Annotated in this window: 21 protein-coding genes; 8 read left to right on the plus strand and 13 right to left on the minus strand. The window is 44.1% G+C overall.

The genetic code is table 11. The features are described from left to right. Position 1: 1 nt before the first annotated feature. The 3 genes from SPUTW3181_RS14095 to SPUTW3181_RS14105 all read right to left on the minus strand — a co-directional run bounded on the left by SPUTW3181_RS14095 (position 2) and on the right by SPUTW3181_RS14105 (position 4,100). On the minus strand, positions 2-1,159 hold the full coding sequence (locus SPUTW3181_RS14095) for an acyl-CoA dehydrogenase family protein (protein ID WP_011789977.1): 1,158 nt from the start codon (positions 1,157-1,159) through the stop codon (positions 2-4). An 88-nt stretch (positions 1,160-1,247) separates the two neighbouring features. Continuing rightward, positions 1,248-2,747, minus strand: coding sequence for a CoA-acylating methylmalonate-semialdehyde dehydrogenase (locus SPUTW3181_RS14100; RefSeq protein WP_011789978.1), 1,500 nt, complete (start codon positions 2,745-2,747; stop codon positions 1,248-1,250). Positions 2,748-2,909: 162 nt separating this feature from the next. Then, positions 2,910-4,100: a thiolase family protein gene (locus tag SPUTW3181_RS14105; RefSeq protein ID WP_011789979.1), complete on the minus strand. Its 1,191-nt coding sequence runs from the start codon at positions 4,098-4,100 to the stop codon at positions 2,910-2,912. 447 nt (positions 4,101-4,547) lie between these two features. Between SPUTW3181_RS14105 and SPUTW3181_RS14115 the strand changes: the two genes are divergently transcribed. Beyond that, positions 4,548-6,182, plus strand: coding sequence for a methyl-accepting chemotaxis protein (locus SPUTW3181_RS14115; protein WP_011789980.1), 1,635 nt, complete (start codon positions 4,548-4,550; stop codon positions 6,180-6,182). Between the two features lie 64 nt (positions 6,183-6,246). Here SPUTW3181_RS14115 and metA read toward each other — a convergent pair whose 3' ends face one another. Both metA and SPUTW3181_RS14125 read right to left on the minus strand, forming a co-directional pair. After that, on the minus strand, positions 6,247-7,203 hold the full coding sequence (gene metA / locus SPUTW3181_RS14120) for a homoserine O-acetyltransferase MetA (protein ID WP_011789981.1): 957 nt from the start codon (positions 7,201-7,203) through the stop codon (positions 6,247-6,249). Positions 7,204-7,269: 66 nt separating this feature from the next. Further along, on the minus strand, positions 7,270-7,704 hold the full coding sequence (locus tag SPUTW3181_RS14125) for a YbaY family lipoprotein (protein ID WP_011789982.1): 435 nt from the start codon (positions 7,702-7,704) through the stop codon (positions 7,270-7,272). A gap of 117 nt (positions 7,705-7,821) precedes the next feature. On the opposite strand from SPUTW3181_RS14125, the gene SPUTW3181_RS14130 reads away from it, so the two are divergent. Then, on the plus strand, positions 7,822-8,565 hold the full coding sequence (locus SPUTW3181_RS14130; protein WP_011789983.1) for an SDR family NAD(P)-dependent oxidoreductase: 744 nt from the start codon (positions 7,822-7,824) through the stop codon (positions 8,563-8,565). 79 nt (positions 8,566-8,644) lie between these two features. Here SPUTW3181_RS14130 and ompW read toward each other — a convergent pair whose 3' ends face one another. The 7 genes from ompW to phhA form a co-directional block, all read right to left on the minus strand. Beyond that, positions 8,645-9,304, minus strand: coding sequence for an outer membrane protein OmpW (ompW, locus tag SPUTW3181_RS14135; RefSeq protein WP_011789984.1), 660 nt, complete (start codon positions 9,302-9,304; stop codon positions 8,645-8,647). 371 nt (positions 9,305-9,675) lie between these two features. Next, positions 9,676-10,317: a nucleotidyltransferase family protein gene (locus SPUTW3181_RS14140; protein WP_049824075.1), complete on the minus strand. Its 642-nt coding sequence runs from the start codon at positions 10,315-10,317 to the stop codon at positions 9,676-9,678. A 40-nt stretch (positions 10,318-10,357) separates the two neighbouring features. Continuing rightward, positions 10,358-11,008: a maleylacetoacetate isomerase gene (gene maiA, locus SPUTW3181_RS14145; protein ID WP_011789986.1), complete on the minus strand. Its 651-nt coding sequence runs from the start codon at positions 11,006-11,008 to the stop codon at positions 10,358-10,360. Positions 11,009-11,095: 87 nt separating this feature from the next. Then, positions 11,096-12,082, minus strand: a complete 987-nt coding sequence (locus SPUTW3181_RS14150) for a fumarylacetoacetate hydrolase family protein (RefSeq protein WP_011789987.1) — start codon at positions 12,080-12,082, stop codon at positions 11,096-11,098. Positions 12,083-12,462: 380 nt separating this feature from the next. Continuing rightward, the gene (tyrR, locus tag SPUTW3181_RS14155; protein ID WP_011789988.1) at positions 12,463-14,001 is read right to left on the minus strand and encodes a transcriptional regulator TyrR; all 1,539 of its coding nucleotides are present in this window, start codon (positions 13,999-14,001) and stop codon (positions 12,463-12,465) included. A 258-nt stretch (positions 14,002-14,259) separates the two neighbouring features. Further along, entirely contained in the window at positions 14,260-14,598 is a 339-nt protein-coding gene (locus SPUTW3181_RS14160; protein ID WP_011789989.1) for a 4a-hydroxytetrahydrobiopterin dehydratase, read from the minus strand. 94 nt (positions 14,599-14,692) lie between these two features. Beyond that, positions 14,693-15,493 carry a phenylalanine 4-monooxygenase gene (gene phhA / locus SPUTW3181_RS14165; protein ID WP_011789990.1) on the minus strand — a complete coding sequence of 267 codons (801 nt, stop codon included), beginning with the start codon at positions 15,491-15,493 and terminating at the stop codon, positions 14,693-14,695. A 311-nt stretch (positions 15,494-15,804) separates the two neighbouring features. Between phhA and galU the strand changes: the two genes are divergently transcribed. From galU to SPUTW3181_RS14195, 6 genes are all read left to right on the plus strand, one after another. Then, positions 15,805-16,713 carry a UTP--glucose-1-phosphate uridylyltransferase GalU gene (gene galU / locus SPUTW3181_RS14170; RefSeq protein WP_011789991.1) on the plus strand — a complete coding sequence of 303 codons (909 nt, stop codon included), beginning with the start codon at positions 15,805-15,807 and terminating at the stop codon, positions 16,711-16,713. Then, a complete protein-coding gene (gene galE / locus SPUTW3181_RS14175) occupies positions 16,713-17,726 on the plus strand; it encodes a UDP-glucose 4-epimerase GalE (protein WP_011789992.1) in 1,014 nt (337 codons plus the stop codon). The genes galU and galE overlap by 1 nt, the downstream gene beginning before the upstream one ends. A gap of 94 nt (positions 17,727-17,820) precedes the next feature. Continuing rightward, entirely contained in the window at positions 17,821-18,303 is a 483-nt protein-coding gene (gene napF, locus SPUTW3181_RS14180; RefSeq protein ID WP_014610233.1) for a ferredoxin-type protein NapF, read from the plus strand. 88 nt (positions 18,304-18,391) lie between these two features. Further along, on the plus strand, positions 18,392-18,805 hold the full coding sequence (locus tag SPUTW3181_RS14185) for a bactofilin family protein (protein ID WP_011789994.1): 414 nt from the start codon (positions 18,392-18,394) through the stop codon (positions 18,803-18,805). Between the two features lie 315 nt (positions 18,806-19,120). Next, complete coding sequence (locus tag SPUTW3181_RS14190) at positions 19,121-20,095, plus strand: LysR family transcriptional regulator (protein ID WP_011789995.1); 975 nt, start codon at positions 19,121-19,123, stop codon at positions 20,093-20,095. Positions 20,096-20,502: 407 nt separating this feature from the next. Next, a complete protein-coding gene (locus tag SPUTW3181_RS14195; RefSeq protein WP_011789996.1) occupies positions 20,503-22,809 on the plus strand; it encodes an OmcA/MtrC family decaheme c-type cytochrome in 2,307 nt (768 codons plus the stop codon). Between the two features lie 445 nt (positions 22,810-23,254). Here the strand turns inward: SPUTW3181_RS14195 and SPUTW3181_RS21885 are convergent, their stop codons facing one another. Next, positions 23,255-23,443 carry a hypothetical protein gene (locus tag SPUTW3181_RS21885; RefSeq protein WP_157037393.1) on the minus strand — a complete coding sequence of 63 codons (189 nt, stop codon included), beginning with the start codon at positions 23,441-23,443 and terminating at the stop codon, positions 23,255-23,257. Positions 23,444-23,825: the final 382 nt, after the last annotated feature.

Genomic DNA, 23,825 nt, shown 5'->3' on the forward strand with positions numbered 1-23,825 from the left:
CTTACAGGATTTGTCCTGCATTTTCATCGAGTAAACGACGGGCGATAATTAAGCGCATAATTTCGTTAGTGCCTTCTAAAATCTGGTGCACACGCACATCACGGAAATGACGTTCCAGCGGGTACTCCCTTATATAACCATATCCACCATGAATTTGCAGCGCCGCATCGCAGACTTGAAAACCCACATCGGTGGCAAAGCGTTTCGCCATAGCGCAATAAGCCGTGGCTTCAGGATCGCCACTATCGAGTTTAAAGGCCGCAAGGCGCACCATTTGGCGGGCTGCGACTAATTCTGTCGCCATATCGGCAAGCTTAAATTGCAGCGCTTGGAAAGCCGCTAACGGTTTACCAAATTGCTGGCGCTCATTCATATATTGAGTTGCGCGCTCAAGCGCTGCCTGCGCCGTCCCCACAGAACAGGTCGCGATATTAATGCGACCGCCATCTAAACCTTTCATCGCGAACGCAAAACCTTGGCCTTCTTCACCGAGCAAGTTCGCCACTGGCACACGCACGTTTTCAAAGGTGATTTGACGGGTCGGCTGGGCATTCCAGCCCATTTTATCTTCAGCTTTACCATAAATAACGCCAGCGGCATCCGCCGGAATGGCAATCGCCGAAATCCCCTTAGGCCCAGCTTGGCCTGTACGGCACATAACGACTAAAAGCTCAGTGGCGCCCGCACCTGAGATAAACATTTTCGAGCCTGAAATCACATACTCATCGCCGTCGCGCACCGCTTTGGTTTGCAAAGATGCGGCGTCCGAACCTGCACCCGGCTCAGTTAAACAATATGACGCTAACATCTGCCCTGTGGTTAACGGCTCGGACCAAGTCTGACGCAGGGTTTCAGTGCCCCAAGTCGTCACCATCCAAGTCGCCATATTGTGAATGGTCAGCATGGCCGTGGTCGCGGTGCAGCCCTTGGCAAGTTCTTCAAAAATAATCGAGGCATCGAGGCGCGATAAGCCCATGCCACCTTCGGATTCTGGCGAATACAGAGAGCAAAAACCCAGCTCACCGGCTTTTTGGATCACGTCTTTGGGGAAATGATGTTCTTCATCCCACTTGGCGGCGAACGGGGTTAATTCTTCCGCGGCAAACTGGCGCGCCAGATCGGCAAACTGGCGTTGGTCATCGTTGAAATTAAAATCCATTGGGCTCTCCTATGACTCTATGGTCACTTTTTTATTGAATAAATTGGGCGCCGTAAAGACGCCGTGGTTTATCGATTAATCACCGAGCTTAGCGTAGGTTAATGCTCATATTTGGCGTTGAAGCTACGGCGATATCGGACTCGAACCAGCGAGAAGTGATGGTCTTGGTCTCGGTATAAAAACGCACCGCTTGCTTGCCATAAGCATGTTGATCGCCGTAGAAACTGCCCTTCCAACCGGTAAATGAGAAGAAAGGTAATGGCACAGGAATAGGCACGTTAATCCCCACTTGGCCGACTTCGATTTCGTGTTGATATTTACGGGCCGCCGCGCCGCTAGCGGTAAAGATAGAAGTGCCGTTGCCATAAGGGCTGGCATTGACGAGTTCGATGGCGGCTTCTAAGGAGTCTGATTCCATGCAGCACAATACTGGGCCGAAGATTTCTTCCTTGTAAATGCTCATCTCAGTGGTGACTTTATCGAACATGGTTGGGCCAATCCAATTACCGGATTCATAACCTTCCACGGTAAAGTCGCTGCCATCGAGTAAACACTCGGCGCCTTCGGCTTTACCTTGGGCGATAAGTTTAAGCACCCGCGCCTTGGCCGCAGGGCTGATAACCGGACCATAACCCGCTTCTTTATCGTCCCATAAACCTGGGCGAACTTTGGCTAACGCTTCTTTTAATTCTGGGATCCACTCTTTAGCGGCACCAACAAACACGGCAACCGAAATCGCCATACAACGCTGACCCGCCGCGCCCACAGAAGCGCCAACTAAGTTGTTGATCACTTGCTGTTTGTTTGCATCAGGCATAATAACGCAGTGGTTTTTCGCACCCGCAAAGGCTTGCACGCGTTTTAAGTTATCGGTACCCGTTTTATAAATATACTGACCCACAGCCACAGAACCGACGAAAGAAATGGCTTTAATCGCAGGGTCTGCCAGCAGGATATCTACGGCGGTTTTATCGCCATGCACTAATTGCAATACGCCCTTAGGTGCGCCCGCCTCAACAAACAGCTCAACCAGACGCTGCGGCGTCATAGGATCTTGTTCTGAAGGCTTTAAAATGAAAGTGTTACCGCAGGCAATCGCCAATGGGAACATCCATAACGGGATCATCGCAGGGAAGTTAAATGGCGTAATACCCGCACACACACCGAGTGGTTGAGTGTAGCTGTAAGTGTCAATTGAACGCGCGACGTTCTCGACGGTTTCACCCATCAATAATGACGCCACATTACAAGCATGTTCAGCGACTTCGATACCACGCCATACATCGCCCTTGGCATCTTCGAAGGTTTTACCGGTTTCCTTTGCAAGAATGGTCGCCAGTTCGTCGTGATGTTCTTTTAGCAGATGTTGATAACGCAACATGACGCGCGCACGTTCAGACACTGGCACTTCTTTCCAGGTATTAAAGGCCGCTTTGGCGCTGGCAATCGCGGCGTGAACTTCTTCGCTAGTGGCAGCATTAATCACAGCAATCGGCGAGTTATTCGCGGGATTGGTAACAATAATCTGTGATGTGCCCGTACCTTGGATAAACTCGCCGTCAATGTAATGCTTTACTTGTGTGGTCATGTTGCAATCCTTTCCTTGTAGAGTGATGGGCTGGCGGTGCGATATTATGATTATCCTCAAGGGAAGTGATTGCCCTTGCCAGCCCCGTCTTGTTGATTCAAATCTTAATGATCTAAGTCTTGTTAATCTAAGCCTTGTTGATTTAACTAAAATGTTAAGCGATTAGACCTCGATGGCCATCGCCGTCGCTTCACCACCGCCGATACACAGCGAGGCAACACCGCGTTTAAGGCCGCGGGTTTTTAAAGCATGGATTAAGGTCACCAGCAAACGTGAACCCGAGCAGCCAATAGGATGACCTAAGGCGCAGGCGCCGCCATTGACGTTAACTTTAGCCACATCTAAACCCAGTTCAGACACGGCAAGCATAGTCACCATGGCGAAGGCTTCGTTGATTTCGAATAAATCAACTTCATCCGTTGACCAACCGACATTGGCCAGTAATTTCGCCATAGCGCCGACAGGTGCAGTGGTAAAGAGTGAAGGCTCTTGGGCGTGGGTCGTGTGGCCTTTGATGGTGGCTAATACAGTTAAGCCTAAACGCTCAGCTTCGCCGCGAGAGGTCAGCATCAATGCCGCTGCGCCATCGGAAATCGAGCTAGAGTTAGCCGCTGTGATAGTGCCATCTTTGCTAAAAGCTGGGCGCAGCGTAGGAATTTTTTCTGGTCGAGCATTACCGGGTTGCTCGTCGGTGTCGACAGTCACATCACCGCGACGATCACTAACTGTGACTGGGGTAATTTCGGCCTTAAAGGCGCCCGAGTTAATCGCGGCATTGGCTTTTTCGAGCGAGCTTAGGGCGAAAGCATCCATCTGCTCGCGGGTGATACCAAATTCATCGGCGGTTTTCTGGGCAAACGTTCCCATAGCGCCACCCGTGTAGGCATCTTCAAGACCGTCTAAAAACATATGGTCGAGCATTTTGCCGTGGCCCATACGCATGCCGCTACGGGCTTTATCCAAGAGATATGGTGCTTGGCTCATGCTTTCCATACCGCCAGCGATCACCACTTTTGCACTGCCCGCTTTAATCAAATCGTGGGCTAACATGACCGTCTTCATGCCTGAACCGCATACTTTGTTCACAGTAGTCGCCCCCACTGAAAGTGGTAGCCCCGCACCTAAAGTGGCCTGACGTGCAGGCGCTTGACCTAAACCTGCGGGTAATACACAGCCCATCAAGACTTCATCAACATGCTCACCCGCCAATTGAGTCTCCACCAACAAGCCCTTAATGGCTGTCGCGGCTAGAGTCGGTGATGCAACGGATGACAAACTGCCTTGAAAACCACCCATAGGGGTGCGTTTAGCGGCAACAATAACGATCTCTTGATTTAACTGTTCAGTACTCATGGAAACTCCAACCTAAATTGACCACAGGCTTAGTGCTCGCCTCTGCTCGGGACGTTTAATAAAATCGACAATAAAACCACTCTGACGTTTACGCGAACGTAAAGCAAGTATTCCTTGGTCTAATGTATCGATTTTATCGGGTGAAAATTGTCAGTAAGGATTTACAGCGAAATCGGAAATTGAGGATAAAAAGGGATCAAGTATCAACAAACCAATTTGGTGGTTGCCTACAAAATAACTATGATCAACTAGATAGTTAGCATTTTTATCAACTAGCTCAAATAGGTGCATAACAACAGGAATACATAACTCAATGCAGGAATTTAAGAACATCGATATTCAAACAATTGTTCCTATCCTATAGTGGAAATACCAAACACTCTAACCTTATACAACCTAGCCAAATAACCCTAAATAGAAGTAGGAAGGAAAGACATGCTCAATTAGATGACGCTTAAGACCCATTTTATCGGGGTTATTGCTATACCTTGTATTGCTCTTATCTTGATCAGCTTGACGGCGCTTCAAGGCTTATCTGGTATGCAAGATCAAACTAAAAAACTCGCTGAAAATACTAGCGCACCATTAAGGTCAATGGCGGAGGTCGCTTCCCGAATTCCCCGCATGCGAGTGGGCATTGATATTATTATTCTGCAAGAAATACCAACGATGAAGGATCAAAAAGGCGTATTAACCCGAGTGACAGAAACCCGGGCTGAGGATATTCCAGAAATGGATGCAGCATTAAAAGCAGCACGTGACGCCCAAGTAAACCCCATCACCCGTGCCGAAGTACAAAAATTGATCGACATCTTTGATAAAGTCAAAAGTGACGAACTCGCGCCTATGCTTGCTGCGATGGAAAGCGGGGACGTGGCAAAATCGCAAGACATTTATCGTAATCAATTCGCAGCTAGCTACAACATTATGCGAAAGAGTACCGATGCCATTCTTGACTCGTTACTACAACAGGGCAACGCCAGCTTCGTAGAGAGTCAACAAAACTACCAAAATACACGCATGGAAATGTTCGTGGTATTGGCCGTCGCACTGATTATTTCCATTTTTCTAGGGTTTGTAATGCTGCGTCGTCTACGCCTTCGCGTGGCGTTATTACAACAACATATTTCTTCTGCCAGCGATAAACTTGATTTACACAATATGATTGAGTTAAAGGGGCATGATGAATTAAGCGATATTGCCCTGCATTTTAATCAGTTTGTGCTGAAGATACGCAGCGCGATTGAAACTGTGGCAGAAAACTCTCGTCAACTTGCCCATACTGCAAATGATGTCGCAAGCAAAGCCCAAGCAACCCATAGAAATTGTATTAACGAGCGTGACCGTACCACACAAATTGCGACGGCAATCCATGAAATGGGTACTACAGTGGAGAACATTGCCGACAACGCAACTCAAGCCGCAAATGCGGCTAAAGAAGCCGATAATCAAGCCCATAGTGGTGCAAATCTTGTTGCACAAGCTCGGCAAGGAGTGAGTTCGCTATCAATCGAAATTCAACATATCAGCAGCGATATTGCCTCGCTAGCCATGCAAACCAACTCAATTGGCAGCATTTTGGATACTATCCGAAGTATTTCAGAACAAACTAACCTGTTAGCACTCAATGCCGCGATTGAAGCCGCACGTGCAGGCGAAACGGGACGCGGGTTTGCCGTCGTCGCTGATGAGGTGCGAAACCTTGCGAGTCGTTCGGCATCGTCAACAAATGAAATTCAAACCATGATCGATAAGCTGCAAGAGCAATCAGCCAAAACAGTGTCAGCAATCAAACGTGGTCACGAACAAAGTGGCATGGTCGTAAAACAAGCGGATGATGCCAATGACTCCTTAACACTTATCACCTCACATATCAGCCAAATCAGCGATATGAATATTCAAGTCGCAACAGCAACAGAAGAACAGTCTATGGTTGTGGCTGAAATAAGCCGAAATGTGGAAGATATCAATCAATTAACCACAGAAACATCGGAAATTGCTGATGAACTAACAGCCTCGAGTGCTAACCTGCAGAAGCTATCGATTCACTTGGATAAATTAGTGACGCAATTTAAGTTGTAACACTGTAAACGCGTAGTGCAGTCAATAGAATCACTGCACTACGCGCGTCTTCCCCAAAAACAGTCTAAGGCAATGTTTCTTGGCGCGATTCCCACGGTGTCATCGCCGTCATATCACTTAAGTCATAAGGTGTTAATTGATAAACATAATAATTAAGCCAATTACTGACCAATAAACTACCGTGGCTGTGCCAACGGGCAATGGCTTCGGCTTCAGGATCGTTATTGCGATAATAGTTCTGTGGCACATTGGGATTTAAGCCTTGTGCTAAATCCCTATGGTATTCATCGTTTAAGGTCGATTTTTGATACTCAGGATGGCCCATCACAAACAAGTTACGATTATTGCGGCTTAGTACTAAATAGGCCCCTGCTTCATCGGATTGCGCTAACACTTGCAACTGTGGGTGCTGTCTAATGTCTTCCACATCCATCTCGGCAAACCGAGAATGAGGTGCAAAAAATTCATCATCAAAACCACGTAACAGCGGGAAATGCTGACAAGTACGTCTATGTACAAACACGCCAGAACGCTTCTGTTGTAATATTTTTCGATTTAAACCATAGAGATGATACAGGCCCGCATGGGCCGCCCAACATAAAAACAACACTGAGGTGACATGCTCTTGGGACCAATCGATAATTTCACGAATATGATCCCAATAGACCACATCTTCGAAATCGATTTGCCCAAGTGGTGCTCCTGTGATGATAAGGCCGTCGTAATTTTTGTGGCGTACATCTTCAAAGTCACGGTAGAAGGTATTCATATGATCGATGGAAGTATGCTTGGACTCTTTGTCGTGAATACGCAGTAAATCCACATCGACTTGTAAAGGCGTGTTACCCAGCAAGCGCAATAACTGGGTTTCGGTCTCTATTTTGTTCGGCATCAAGTTCAAGATCAGCACCTTCATCGGCCTGATATCTTGATTCGCTGCCCGCGTCTCGGACATAACGAAAATATTTTCTGACTCTAATACCCCTGCTGCGGGCAAATGATCTGGAATTCTAACCGGCATACCGCGCCTCTTCTGTTCGTAAAAACCAACGGATTCGGCGCGTTTGCTATCTATATTTACCGCAAATCACTCGCCGATTTTTTCAAGTATTATGGTCATGGCCTCGGTTGAATGAAGATCAACATGGTAGGCCTGAGTATTAATAAACAGTAACTTATCACCGAGCATAATTCGTGCACCTATGGCATAAGTATGCCCTTGCTCAAACTGATCGCGCCCGATAACAAAACTAAAGGGTGTTGGAGTGCCAGCACCTTGTTTAACCCGTTCAGCAATCACTATTGCAGGCACATCCATTTTGGATACATCGAGCAATTGCACAATTAGCTTTGCTTCTGGCGGCAATGCAATGCGCTCACGGTAAATTGCCTCACCCTTGATTTCGACAATTGCATTGGGTGTCGCACAACCCGCCAATAAAGCCACAACAGTGATGAATACCATTGCAGTTAATCTCTGCGCCACTAATCTCAATGCACTTAACTTTAGCCATTGACTCATTACGTTTCTCCTAATCATACATAAAGACTTCTGGATGTCCACATGTCCATGCTATAAATCTTGTCTTGATGAACATATGTTCCTATCATAAGCCACCATTTCGTTGACGATAAATTTATGACCCAAGCAACTGCAATCATTGTGGGCGCTAGCTCACATTTGAGCCGTGAACTTGCAAAACAGTTGGCTGAACAGCAGGTTGAATTAGCCTTGTTTGCTCAAGATCCCGAATCATTACGTGAGTTTGCCTCATCCTTGCCCACAAAAGTACAAGTATTTGCGCTGCAGATAGAGCAACCACAAGCCATTATTAGTCAACTTGAAAGTGTGTGGCAAAATCTAGGTGGAGCACACTTAGTCTTAGTTAATACAGGCCTTAATAGCTACGATCCCGCGTTACCATGGTTACCAGAGCAAGATATTATCGACGTAAATGTGCGTGGTTTTGCCGCGATCTGCAATACGGCATTTAGACTGTTTCGTGAACAGGGTTATGGCCAATTGGCAGCAATTAACTCTATTGCAGGCCTGCGCGGTGGACCAAGCGTGGCTTATCACGCCTCAAAAGCCTTTGCACAGAACTACCTTGAGGGCTTAAGTATGCATGCCCAGCGCCTTAAGTTACCCATTACCATCACCGATATCCAACTCGGCCTACTCGATAAAGCTGCGATGCAGCAAAGTGCGATGTGGCTTGCCCCATTGCCACAAGTCGCAGCGCAAATCATCAAGGCAATGAAACAAGGTAAACGTCGTGTATATGTCACCAAACGCTGGCGCCTTGTCGCTTGGTTAACTAAGATTTTGCCCGAGTTTATCTACAACACTCGCCATTGGAAGGCTAAAAAGCCTAAGCATTAAGTTATCTTTGGTATTGTAAACATTATTGCAATCAAACAAAAAAGGAGCCCTCGGCTCCTTTTTCGTTATTTCTAATAAATTAGAAAGTGTAGCCAACGCTAATCATATAAACCCATGGGTCAATATCTGTTTCGATTTTAACGGGTGCACCTTTGTATTTAAATTCTACATCTGTGTCTATCTTGGCGTACCAAACTGATCCATTGACCAACCAGTTTTTATTAACTTGGTAATCTAAGCCAACCTGCGCAGCGAGTCCCCAAGAATCGCTCATATCTAGGTTAGTTAAATCCCCACCTAAATCATTAGTGAATTTATTATCAAAGAACTTTGTATAGTTCACACCTGCACCAATATAAGGGCGTAATTTTGATTGTGCGTCACCAAAATAATACTGAACCACTAAGGTTGGTGGTAAATGTTTCGTTTCAGCAATCTTACCCACACCCGCGAGTGATACATCATGGCTAAATGGTGTTGCTGCCAATAACTCAACCCCAATGTTATCGGTCAACATATAACCAAAGTTCAGACCAACTTGAGTATTATTATTGACTTTAAACTCACCTAGATTTGCGCTAGGGATAACAACATCTTGACTTGATTCATTTGGGGCAACAACTACGGCACCCGCACGCACGATAATATCACCGGCTTGATGAGCAGAGACAGAAGCAGTAAACCCAGCGGCTAAAAGGGTCGCAGCGATAACAGTAGAAACGATATTTTTATTCATCATCATACTCCATATGTACAACATAGGTTTTTGTTTTGTATTACATCCTTAACATTTACGGATTACACTGCCAGAGATATCCACTGCTTTTATTGATCTAAATCAATCCACCCCGCCAATACCCACTTATAGGTATCACACTTGGGATCCTAATCACGAAATGCAAACATTTATTGACAATACCCCTTTAATTTATGTGATACGCAGCATTTATTAGTAATGACTTATTCACCTAATAAGGGTTAATACTTAAATTTAAGCGTAACATTTTAGTTACACTGATTTGTGGGCAAAATAAGCCAATGCGGTTTATTGGAAAGTGAGAAATTTAACGCTTGGGGGGATAAAAATAACCGTGATATGCAAGTTAAACATTAATAGATTAATTGAAGTAAAGGATATTGAATAAGCCAACCTTTATCCAAAACGCGTTGATGAAAAATCGATAATGCTCTACTGGGATTGGCTGTCAGTTTTAATTCAAAGAGTGAATTTACACCAAAAGGAGCGACCAATGTTAAGGCATTCACTCGTGGCGTATTACTCAATAGGTCAATAGTGTTTTTTTGATAACACACACCAACTGCCGTTTCTAATTCCGGCCAATAGGTCATGGCATCTATGCAAGACAGATAAGGGGGATCTTGATTTTTAAGGTGCATTCGCGCCTGATTTTTTACCGACCAAGGTAAATCAGGCGCTTGTTTATAGAGATAAGCTTCAATCGCCCTATCACGTTCAGGGCGAGTATCTAAGGGGCAAAAATAAATTAAATCAATATCATTGAGTAGACTATACTGAAACCCATGTAAACGATCCCATACGAGATTGCGTACAAATCCCGCCGCAAGGCACCACTGCGGCATAGAGTGTACTTTGGCGCATAGGAACGCAAGTTCAAGCGCCCTCACACGCTCGTAATCTTGGGTTATCCATTCGAGTAACTGACTCTTTCGTTCTGCTTCATACATCACATCACTATTGGGTTTACTGTCAACGAAAAGCATATTGAGCATGACAGTACCATTCATATTATCTATTTATCCGCGTCATTCGTTATATTGCGTCCGCTTGGCGCTCTGGCGCAGCATTGGCAAAAGCGTCAAGCTGATTACACTCTGCCCACACGCGCATGATATTCGGATATGGCGTTAAATCCACATTAAAACGCTGAGCGTTATACACCTGTGGTACTAAACAAAGATCGGCTAATGTCACTGAGTCCCCGAAACAATAACGACCGCTGTGGCGCAGAAGCTGAGTTTCAAGTGCTGTAAATCCAATAGCAACCCAATGGTGATACCAAGTATTTTTAGCCGTATCATCAACCGCTAAGGTTTGCGTTAAGTACTGCAATACCCGTAAGTTGTTTAGTGGATGAATTTCACAGGCAACCGTCAGCGCCATAGCACGCACATGGGCCCGTTCGAGTGCTGAGGCAGGTAATAGCGGTGTTTGAGGATATAATTCATCAATATATTCAATAATGGCTAAAGATTGAGCTAGCGCATCTCTGTCCTCATCATCACCCACCACTAAGGTGGGGACTAACTCCAGTGAATTAAGTGCACGATAGGCCGCCGTATGCTGCTCACCACCATCACGTACGAGATGCACTGAAAACTGCTCAGCTAAAATCCCCTTGAGATTAAGGGCGATACGAACCCGATAAGCTGCACTGGAACGCCAATAACCATATAGTTTCATCTAATTATGTCCTTATAATTGCCATTACAAAAACGGGGCAATTAAGCCCCGTTACTCTGAGTCGATATTCGCTTTAAAGGGAAAAAACTACGCTTTGTATTCAACTACTTTTTGATCGATTGAACCGAAAATCGACACTCCGTTATCATCGAGCATTTCGATGCGCACAGTGTCGCCAAAACGCATAAATGGCGTAGTGGCTTTGCCTTCAGCAATCACTTCTAACATACGTTTTTCCGCTAAACAGCTTGAGCCTGCGCTGCGGTCATAATTAGAAATCGTACCTGAGCCAATAATAGCACCTGCTCCTAATGGGCGAGTTTTGGCAACATGGGCAATTAATTGGCTAAAATTAAAGGTCATATCGATGCCTGCATTCGGACGACCAAATAATTCACCATTTAAATAGGTGATCAACGGTAAATGCACTTTCGAATCTTCCCAACGGACACCCAATTCATCCGGTGTCACAGCCACAGGCGAAAAACTGCTCGATGGTTTAGATTGGAAGAAACCAAAGCCTTTCGCCAGTTCACCCGGGATCAAGTTACGCAATGACACATCGTTAACTAACATCAACAATTTAATGTGCTTAGCTGCATTGTCAGTACTCACCCCCATAGGCACATCATCGGTAATAACCGCAATTTCAGATTCAAAATCGATACCCCAGTCTTCACTCGCCAATGGGATATCCGCTTTAGGGGCAATAAAACTGTCCGAGCCGCCCTGATAAAACAGTGGATCGGTCCAGAAGGTTTCTGGCATTTCTGCGCCACGGGCTTTACGGACTAGTTCAACATGATTCACATAGGCGCTACCATCGGCCCATTGGTATGCTCGTGGTAATGGTGATAAACACTTGGCCTCATCAAACGCTTGAGCGTTATCTAACATGCCTTCATTTAACGCATCGTACAATTCTTGCAATTGTGGTCTCAGTAAATCCCAACCATCGAGTAATTGCTGCATAATATGGGCAATGGCAGGTACGGCAACCGTTTTAGTGAGATCGCGGCTGACTAACATCAACTGACCATCGCGGCGACCATTGTTATAACTAGCAAGTTTCATATTGGCTCCAGTGCTCTTGGGCTAAGCGTACAATTTTATTGTGCAGGGAAACGCGCTGCGTCACCCAGCTGATATTCTATTTTTCTAAATTTGACTCACTTAAGGACACACTCTTTTATGCCGTTTGCGCTAACAGATACATGTTCCCTTGAGTGTTGCAGTGTCTTTATTGCGCGTAGAAATACCCGATACCGACCAAGATTTCTATAGCGTGACACAAATCACATTTAGAACACTTATTTCACATTTCGTAAACTAATCATTACGTTTATAACCCAGTTGCCGCTTATCAATATCTCGGTAAGCAATATGCCTGAAAAGTCGGCAACTAAGTGGAACGATACGGTTACATCTATCGCATCAAGCCAGCGATACACTGTCTAACGACGCTTGGTTATTTTGTATTCACGCAGTTTATTGGCAATAGCAGTGTGTGACACACCGAGCTTTTTCGCCAACTGGCGAGTGCTCGGATAGGCCGGATATAATCGGCGCAATAGACTCGCCTCAAACTGCTTCATTGCATCATCGAGATTACCTTCAAATTCATTATCAAAGTAACCAAAACCTTCGGCGTAGGAAGGCAATTTAAGCTGTTCCACCGTCAACTCTGCTGAACCATCCCACATTGACACCGCTCTAAATACGGCATTCTTTAATTGACGCACGTTACCCGGCCAAGCGTAGGTGAGCAAATGATCGCGGCACTGGGCCGAGATGCGGCGCACAGGGCTCGATAACTGTTGGCTATAATGTTCAAGGAACATTTCAGTTAACGGGATAATATCCATCTTGCGTTCGCGTAATGAGGGAATGTGGTAGCTCAGTACATGGATGCGATAATACAAATCTTCCCTAAACTCACCGGTTTGGCACAGTTCGGCTAAATTTTTCTGGGTAGAGCAGATAATCCGCACATCCGCACGGACTTCTTCATCACCGCCCATACGTCTAAAAGTGCCATCTTGCAATAGCCGAAGCAGCTTAACTTGAGCAGCCTTAGACATTTCTGCCACTTCATCGAGAAATACTGTGCCCCCCTTAGCTTCCTCAAAGAATCCTCTTTTGACGACTTTGCCCTGACTGACATAACCAAATAATTCTTCTTCAGCGGCGCTGTCGGGTAAAGCTGCGCAGTTAATGGCAATAAACGGTTTTTCGCGACGCATGCTGGCATCGTGACTCGCTCTAGCCATTAATTCTTTACCAGTACCCGTTTCTCCCGTTATCAATAACGGCGCATCAAGCTGTGCCATACGCCGCGCTTGCTTAAGTACCTCTTTCATTTTGTCACTGCTTGCTAACACATTTTCAAAACCCATTGTTTGATTTTGCAATGCATTAAATTGTTTACCGACACGTGCGGGAGATTTTAGTGATACCACTGCACCCACAAGGATGGTTTTATCATCGTCATCAGGCAGATAGATAGGCAGCATTTCGGCAAGATACTCATTCGGGCCAATTTGTACCCGTGCCGCTTGCGGCAATACTTGGCTTTCACTTAACCAACGGCTGAAGTTGAAACCTTGTACCCAATGATTTAATGACTCATCAAGTACTTCATGCTCCCCCATACCAATATTCAATAACGCAGACTCATTTACAATACGAATACGGGCTTTGACATCAATGGAGAAAACGGAATCGGGTAATGTTTTTAGAAGGGTTTTTAGGGCGTAATGTTCTTGTTCTGATGGCATAAACGACACGGTACGCACATCGTGAACACTTTCCACTTTGCGAATTTGTGGCATCAAAGCACTTAAGGTTTCAAAACTGATTTCAGCAAACTGTAGGTACAAAAAGCCTTGGTTACTGGCATCTATGGCAATCAAATTAATACCATAGCGTTCTAACACGACTAAAATATCTTTCGCTAAACCCACGCGATCTTGACAACTGACTTCCAAGCGCATAATGACTGATATTCCCTTTTTGATTTGAATTTTGGGATAACCCGTGCAGAGCTATTATCCATACATATTAGTAAAAGCGATAATTGCTTAGTTAGCAGTTTAGCTTTACGCAAACGTAAACGATAGATTTATAGCTAGGCGTGTATACGTTAGAAGGTAAAATAGAAAGTGGCAAGTCAAGTTTACAGCACATTTGTAACAGGAAGATAAAATCAGCGAAAAAACAAAGTTAACCCGCTGATTTTAAAAAATAAGATTTTAACCTAATAACTGGTCAGTCTTGGCTGCCATAATAAAGTCATTCCGGTGCAATCCCTTGATAGAGTGTGACCACCAAGTCACAGTGACTTTACCCCACTCAGTGAATATACCGGGATGATGAAATTCTTCTTCTGCTAACTCAGCCAATTTATTCGTAAATGCCATTGCGAGTTTAAAGTTTTTAAACTTATACACTCGCTCAAGTTGCATAATACCGTCGCGGACCTGCACGCTCCAGTCAGGGATCATCCGCACAAGTTCGGCCAATTCCTCATCGGTCACTTTAGGCGCATCGGCTTGGCACGCTTCACATTTCATATCAGATAACACTGTCATACTTACTCCTCTTGGCAACCGCTATAGGGGCATTCAGTTGCACTTTACTCATTACTTATCAAATAACTAAACCAAATCATCCAGCAAATTATGATTAACTCGCCTTCGCTTTCGGAGGATATTTAGGGGGAAATAAACCTAACTGACGAGCCTTAGTGACATAACTCATAATGTCCATTTTGGCAATGTCATCCAACATCTCAATATGCTCAATCACATAGTAAATCGGTTGCATAATATCGATTCGGTAAGGTGTGCGCAGCACATCCAGTAAATCAAAGGGCTTACGTTCGGGTACTTCGCTCTCCATTGCATATAGGGTTTCACCGGGTGAACTTAAAATGCCACCGCCATAGATACATAAGGGGCCCTCTTTTGGTTGAAGTAAGCCAAACTCAACGGTAAACCAGTATAAACGCGCTAAAAATATCCGTTCTTCTTTGCTAGCACTTAAACCCAATTGGCCATACATATGCGAAAAATTGGCAAATGAAGGATTGGTAAGCAAAGGGCAATGACCAAAAATTTCGTGAAAAATATCTGGTTCTTGCAGGTAATCAAACTCTTCCTTACGGCGAATGAATGTCGCCACTGGAAACGCTTTATTCGCTAAGAGTTCAAAAAAGTGGCCGAATGATATTAGTGCGGGTACTGCTGCCGTTTTCCAGCCTGTTGTTGCCTGTAATACAAGATCAACTTCAGCGAGTTGTGGAATACGATCCTTTGGCATCGCTAACGCATCGAGTCCGTTAAGGTATTCCAGACAAGCTCGGCCAGGGAGATTAACCGCTTGGCGGGCGTAAAGTTGGCTCCAAATATCATGCTCTTCTTGCGAGTAATCTATATACCCAGTGTCATCAGCCTTGCGGGCGATGTAGGTGGTTCCTTTAGTCATATCATTCACTTCATACTGACGCTGATAGTGTCAATAGTGAGCTAAGCCTTGTTTTTTGTTAACTCCCTCACACTTTATTGTTCAATCAATCTTGTGACGTAAACGTAAAGCAAATATTACAAAATCATTGTAATCCTCAATAAACGAAAGTTTATTGCCAACAATATATAACTCTTAATGTTACATGTAAGACTAACGACTGATAAAACACCGAAATACCGATAAAATTCAGTGTTTGTAAATAGCTTTTCTGTGCAGGTCATTTACAATATTGGCCATTAACCGCCTCTCCTTGACCTAAAAGGTTCGCAATGAAACAACATCAAATTCGTAAAGCCGTTATTCCTGTCGCAGGCCTAGGCACTCGTATGCTTCCCGCGACCAAAGCTATTCCCAAGGAAATGCTACCCGTTGTTGATAAGCCATTGATTCAGTATGTCGTCAGTGAAGCTATTGCGGCTGGGATCAAAGAAATTGTACTCGTAACTCATGCCAGTAAAAACTCCATCGAAAACCATTTCGATACCAGTTTTGAATTAGAAGCCCAGCTAGAACGCCGTGTAAAGCGTCAACTGCTAGAAGCTGTTCAGTCTATTTGTCCTAAAGATGTAACTGTGATCAGTGTTCGCCAATCCCAGGCTAAAGGTTTAGGTCATGCTATTTTATGTGCCAAATCCGTTGTAGGTGACGCTCCTTTTGCCGTATTGCTACCTGACGTCATCATCGATGATGCAAGTTGCAACCTCAGCAAAGACAACTTGGCTGCGATGGTTGAGCTTTTTGATGAGACGCAAGTGGGCCAGATCATGGTTGAAGGTGTGCCACACAACATGGTCAACCAATACGGTATTGCCGATGTGAATGGCCATGATTTACAACCAGGTGAATCTGAACCATTAGTCGAACTGGTAGAAAAACCACCAGTAGATGAAGCGCCTTCTAACTTAGCCGTTGTTGGTCGTTATGTATTACCTGCCAGCATCTGGCCATTACTGGCTAAAACACCTGCAGGTGCGGGCGATGAAATCCAATTAACGGATGCGATTGCGATGTTAATGAAGCAAGAAACCGTAAATGCTTACTACATGGAAGGTAAGAGCCACGACTGCGGTAACAAACAAGGTTATATGCGTGCTAACGTTGAATATGCCCTGCGCCACAGCGAGATCGGTGAAGATTTTGCGCACTATTTAAAAAACGTTGTAAAAGGAATTAAATAATGACGATTTTAGTGACCGGAGGTGCTGGCTATATTGGCACCCATACCGTTGTTGAATTACTCAAAGCGGGTAGCGAGGTAATTGTTTTAGACAACTTGTCTAATTCGAGCATCGAAGCATTAAACCGTGTTGAACGGATAACAGGTAAATCGGTCACGTTTTATCAGGGCGATATTCTTAATAAAGCATTATTACAAAAAGTCTTTAGCGATCATGCTATCGACTCTGTGATCCATTTTGCAGGGCTAAAAGCAGTGGGAGAATCTGTTGCTAAGCCCCTTAAGTATTATGAGAATAATGTCACTGGTACCTTAGTCCTCTGCCAAGTTATGGCGGAGTTTAAGGTGAAAAATCTTGTTTTTAGCTCATCAGCAACCGTCTATGGTGATCCTGCAAGCTTGCCTATTACTGAAGATTTCCCAACAGGGGCAACCAATCCCTATGGCCAATCTAAACTAATGGTTGAACATATATTGGCAGATCTTCACCATAGCGATCCAAGTTGGAATATTGCACGCCTTCGTTATTTTAATCCCGTCGGAGCCCACTCCAGTGGCCTGATAGGTGAAGACCCTAACGATATTCCTAATAACTTGATGCCATTTATTGCCCAAGTTGCAGTAGGTAAACGTGCCGTCTTAAGCGTATTTGGCCATGATTATCCAACTCACGATGGTACGGGTGTACGTGACTATATCCATGTGGTGGATTTAGCCAAAGGCCATTTAAAAGCCCTTGAGAAACTCGCCATAAGACCGGGCCTTGTCACTTATAACTTAGGTACAGGTCAAGGTTACAGTGTATTAGATATGGTTAAAGCCTTTGAAAAAGCCTGCGGTAAAACGATTGCCTATCAAATTGCGCCGCGTCGCCCCGGTGATATTGCCGCTTGCTATGCCGATCCCACTCACGCGAAGCAAAGCCTAGGCTGGCATGCAACCCATACTCTAGAAGACATGGCTAATAGTAGTTGGCATTGGCAATCAACCAATCCAAATGGTTATAAAGGATAATAAAATAAATGGCTTGTAGAAATATCACAGGCCATTTTTATTATCATCTAAACCATTATTTTTGTTGTGAATGATCGACATACAGAAGAACAACATGACGCAGAGTATTAATCACAGTCGCCGTAACCTTTTTAGCCGCCGAAGAAATAACGCGCTAAGACCGCCTTGGGTACGTGATGATATCGAGTTCACCGATGTGTGCACTCGCTGTTCTGCCTGTATTAATGCCTGTGAAACTCAAATTATTGTGAAAGGTGATGGTGGATATCCTGAAATATCTTTTAATAACAATGAATGCACTTTCTGTACCCTTTGTGCAAAACATTGTCCTGAAGATATTTTTGATCTGACCCAAACAGCATGGCAAATCAAAGCACAGATCCAAGAGAATTGCTTAACTTATCAAGGGATATGGTGCCAAAGCTGTAAGGATGCCTGTGAACCCCGAGCGATTAGTTTCATCCTCAGTGTAGGCAAGGCTCCCAGCCCGACGATCAATCTCGAACAGTGCACAGGTTGCGGTGCCTGCGTGGCCCCCTGTCCAAGTCAAGCTATCGCAATTAAATCAATAGAATGAATACCTAAAAAATACGTCGACACTTAGCTGTGCTTATACTTTGATTTACGCTAAGATCTCGCGCCTAATTAGATTGGATGACCTTATTATGTTTGGGAAAAAATCCTTTTTTACCCCTAAGCCAAAACTTGCGCTAAGTTTTATTGCAAACGGCACTAAACTCACTGGCAATATTGAGTTTTCAGGTGATGTGCTCATTGGTGGTGAAATCTGTGGTCAAATACTGTCAAATGCCAATATCACCATAGAACAAGGGGGAAATGTCCAAGGGGAAATTAAATGCCAAGAATTTATGGTCAATGGATACTTTAAAGGCCGTTTGATCTGTGAGCGTTTAGTGATCCAACGTAATGGCATAGTCGATGGAGAAGTCGCCAGTACATCCATGCAAATTATGGAGGGTGGGCAATTTATCGGATTAAGGATCAAAGAAGATACGTCGACAATTCGAACACATACTCTCCCTTCCCCGCAAGAAACGCTTATTTGCCACAAAAATTAACCCACAGATTTTCCATAAACTTGCCTATCATTTGGCCTTTCGAGCTAGTACAAAATCAACCTCATCCTAACTGATGTGCCCTACCCCTTTCGTAGTAATTTACAATGGTTAAATATTTGTTGCTTTGCAAATGAAGTCACAGTTAATCCGTACAACTAATGCTAACGTTAACGCCTAAAAAGGCGCTATCGATATGGTGTTTCAGTGGTTTTTTATAAATCGATAGGAGTAACGTATTAATTAAAGGTTAAGTGCGCAAAGCTGAATAATAAAATAAACAAGCGCACATTAAGAGTCATTATAGGGCAATAAAAAATGAGCAACCCGTTACTAAAACAAATCTGTGAACTTGATGTGTTTACTTTACTGGTTTTTAAGACAATTTTCGATACTGGACACGCCAATAGTGCAGCTAAAGCGCTGGATGTTTCAGCACCCAAGATTAGCCGTTGTCTTAATGCATTACGTTTGACCTTTAACGATGAGCTATTCTACCGGCGCCAGCAAGGGCTAAAACCGACACCTTTAGCCGAAAGTTTATACGCCGCAATTTGCCAATTTACAAACTCAGTTTACAATCTTGAGCAATCAGCACTTCAAATCCAAAATACCCATAACACAACAGATTTCCCCTTACATATTGCTGTCAGTAATGAGTTACTGAGTTTCTTAGCACCACAACTTAGCTCACCAGATGTGATAACCCAATTAGGTAAAATACGATTACATAAATGGCAAGAAAATAGTGCTGAATTAATTCACGCAGGCGAACTAGATTTTGGAATTACCTTAGAAAATGCCGATAATAAAGAATTAAGCTATACCAGATTGGGTTGTATATCAGGGATCTATGTTGTGGCTTCAAAACATCATCCAATCTGGCAAACTGAATTAAGTATTACACTAGAGCATATTTGCCGCCATCCATTTTTATGCTTAGATCTGAAAGGGTTTAATAGCAAAGTCGATCCACTTGAATTTTTCTGCCAACGCCAAGGTATACTATTACCTTCAATTGATAGAGTTATAGATAGGGAAGAATGGTATGCCCACTTGCTCACGATACAAAGTGTGGCATTTTGTTCAAGTATCGATATGCACACAGTGAAGCATATGCCCGGGCTCAAGCTAGTGCCATTATCACTCACTGAGCTACACCGCTTACACGATTCTATGCTGCCGCCGCAATATTATTTAGTTGAAAAGCCAAGGGCTCGTAGACGCTACAGCCAAACACAATGCGATATTGTCGTTAGTCCACTTATCACAACACTTATCCCAACCCTATAAAATCGCAGAGAGATGCTTCAAGGTTAACATAATGTTAGCCTTGTTATTTTATCCTCGTTTCATTCTCCATACATGCCAATTTATTAAGTTATCTCCGATAAAAATGCGCTATCTATTGTGCATCTCAAAAATAAAAGCCAAATATTATTCAGGCTGATGCTTAAATGAAAATTAATCTAATTAATTTATTAAAAATCAACGTAAATATTTGCAATATTCATCACATTTATTTTGGGCTATTTCATTTTTCATAATGATTAAATTCATCTTTTGAAATTACCATTTTAAGTTGTTAAATCATCCTTCACATATCAGATACAAACTCACAAATACCACTTTATAAGTAGATGGTTCGCCCTATATTAGAGACGCTGCACACGCAGTCTTATAGAAAGAAAAGGGACGCGATGATGAAAAACTACAATAAATCTCTACTGGTACTGGCACTCACCAGTGCTCTATGTTTAACCGCCTGCGGAGACGGGGATGATGGTAAAGATGGCGCACCTGGTACACCAGGTACACCAGGTACTCCTGGAACGCCAGGCACCCCCGGAACACCTGGTACGCCAGGGGCACCAGCAGGAACATTTGCTAAAACCGCTGACTCAATTACCGACCTCAAATTTACTGTAAGTCCTCAAGATATCAAGGTAACGAGCAGTGAAGGATTCAGTATTAAGTTTTCATTAACAGGTAAAAATGCAGGTAAAGATGTTCCCTTTATGGGACTCGACAAAATAGCCATTTACTCCTTAACCGCCAATGAAAACACTTCAGGTACAGGTGCACCAATTGAATGGCAGAATAATGCAACAGCAAATCAAGCTGGTACTTCATTAACTTGTACTTTAACAGGCCTTAACGGTACTAAAAACGCTTGTACTTTAACTGAAGATGTAAATAATCCAGGCAGCTATACGGCGAGTTGGACTTATTCTGGTGCCGCACCAATCATCAATCCAAACGATAATCCGAATGCATTGCACAGAGTTATCTTGCGAGCCTACAACATCGTAAATAGCACTGGTGTCGCTTTATCTGACAAAGTATTGTCTGCACCTGTTGACTTTATTCCTGCTACCGATGAATTAGCAGTATCAGCAAAAGATACAGTAAGCAGTGCCGCATGTATCAAGTGTCATGGCGAAGTCGATGGCCATATTGCGAAAATTGAGGCTCACCACAACTATCAAAGTGTTGAAAACTGTGTCGCTTGCCATAACCCAGATCTTGTACCCACTGAAGCGCAATTAGCCGAAGGCTGGGTGTTTGATTTTGGTCCAATGATCCACAGACTCCATGCTGGCCATCACATTAGTGGTAGTCTAAGTGGTGAAGCAAAAGAATACTTTGGTGAAATTGGTTTCCCATCGGACTTAAAAGAATGTAAATCCTGCCATGATGGCGCCCCTAGCTATAACACAAATATTTATGCGCAGGCCTGTGTGGGTTGCCATATCAATGTGAACTTTACCACAGGAGAAAACCATTCTGAGTTTGGTTTAGCGCAGACGGATGATACTCAATGTAAAGCATGTCATGGTACTGGCAGCTTAGCGCCTGAAACCGTACACAGTGTAGGCAAACGTGCAGAGTATGCATCGCTGTTTACCGTTGATTTTACGGGCGCATCCGTTGGACCATCAGCCACGCTAGGCATGAAAACATTAACATTAACCGCAAATGTCACCATGAATGGCGCGCCTATTCCTAATGGCACAAGTTTAGCCACCTATAATGCAACAACAAACCCAACAGGTATGTTTGTTGCTAACGGTCTGCTATTAGGTAACGTAGCAACTGACGGTACTGTCTATGCATGGCGGGATGTCAAACCAACCGCAATTAGTGTAAACCTAGCTCAAGGTACTCTTTCAAATGGTGTCTTAACCTTTGTTAAAGAGATTCCTGATGCACAAGCTGTAGGTACTCTGTATGTCGGTTCCGAAGCGAACGTCTGTATTAAAGCGGGCAAAGTGGCCAGTTGTAATGCGACAGGGCTTGAATTTGGTCCAACAAATCCAATAGGAAACACTGCACCAGTTAAGTTTTACAGCTTAGATAGCAGTACTGTCGTCAAAGCGCGTATGACTGATCCTGCTCGTATTACTGTGGAAGAAGCAAAATGTAACGCATGTCATGGCACCTTGGACTATATCAAAGGCACTCGACATGGCACTTACACCTTTGATCAATGTATGCACTGTCACAATGATACAAGTGGTGCATCTGGTCATCCAACCGTTGTTTATAAAGGTACAGATGGCAGCAAAGTAATCAATCCGAATGTCACCTTCAAGAACAAAGACTTATTCACCGTATCACACCGTTTCCACAGTGGTAACTTTGATGTTATCGCAGGGATCTTCCGTGATGCTGAAGGTAAATTAGTTGGTTATCCTTCTCCCGAAACTGCATGTTCAGCATGTCATAAAGATAATACTAAACTGTTTGCGAATGACGGTGGTTTAGCTTCAGCAAAACGTTCAGTCAAAGTTGGGAATTACTATATTTCACCTGTGGCTGAATCATGCCGTAGTTGTCACGCTCACTCAGATGCAGCAGCGGTAGCGCACTTTAGAACTAATGGCGCAATTGTCGAAGCTGATGCAGTGACAGATGCGACCTTGCCGATTGAATCTTGTGCAACCTGCCATGCTGAAGGCAAAACCTATGGCATAGATAAGGTACACGCAGGGGGTGCACACTAGTACCTGAGGGTAGCCCTGCACTACTCTACGTAGTGCCCCTGCAATTCATTGGGGACCATTAAGGTCCCCTTTTTTATCGCCTTTTTATCGTGTAATAATCAGAGAAAAAGGCGTACTAAATCGGCAAGTAGGCTTCAATCTAATGACTCGGTTTATGAATGAGAGTCATGGACTGTGCACTGTCAGTTAAATATGGATGTTGTTCAAATGTAGGGCCGCACCGTCTGATGTGAAAGGATTTACAAATGCCGCGATGGCATTAATGCCAAAAAGCGTCTTGGGGTGGACGGTCGTCTCGCAAATCTCCCTGGCTTACCTTTCACTTAATTAGCGTAATCAGTAGGTTCAAAAATTAAGTCATGAGTATTTTGCTAAATTGTTCAACCTGATTAGGCTTGAGCGAATTCTTTCGATTGAACATAAGAAACTTTTGGACAGAAGTACTTTAAGAATTTCTGGATAGCACTAATTCTTTAAATGCAGGCTTATGATGAGCCATGGCATTCGCTAACCGACACGCAGCGAGTCCATCCTTGGATGCTCGACCGCCCCGTCCATAGGGCGGACGGTCGTCTCGCAAATCACCATGGCTCACCGTTTTGGCTTTAGCGTAACCTGTAGATTTAAAAGACATACGCAACACAGTTTGGGACAGAACCTTGTTAGATTTTTACTCTAATTAATTGATTTCGGATTAATATTTGTAAGGCAATTATTTAAAGTTAGTATCAAAATCGATGAACAAGCTATCCCTCTTCTTTGCAAGAATGATCTATTTGGTCAAAACTCGCAGCAGACTGAGCGGTTCAAAACAGTAGAAGTGATCACTCATGGACAGCAGAAGCGATCAATTGTGCCAGCACCACCAATTGGCGGCGCTGCACCAAGTTGCGCACTCGGCTGTTAAAGGCTGCCCACTTCTACTAGTTACTACTTGCTGGTCAAATTGCCCGGTTTCAGGCAAGAAACAGCCCCAAGAAATGGGGCTCATTGACAACTCTATTTTGACCGTACGC

Source organism: Shewanella sp. W3-18-1 (assembly GCF_000015185.1).
Classification (GTDB): domain Bacteria; phylum Pseudomonadota; class Gammaproteobacteria; order Enterobacterales; family Shewanellaceae; genus Shewanella; species Shewanella putrefaciens.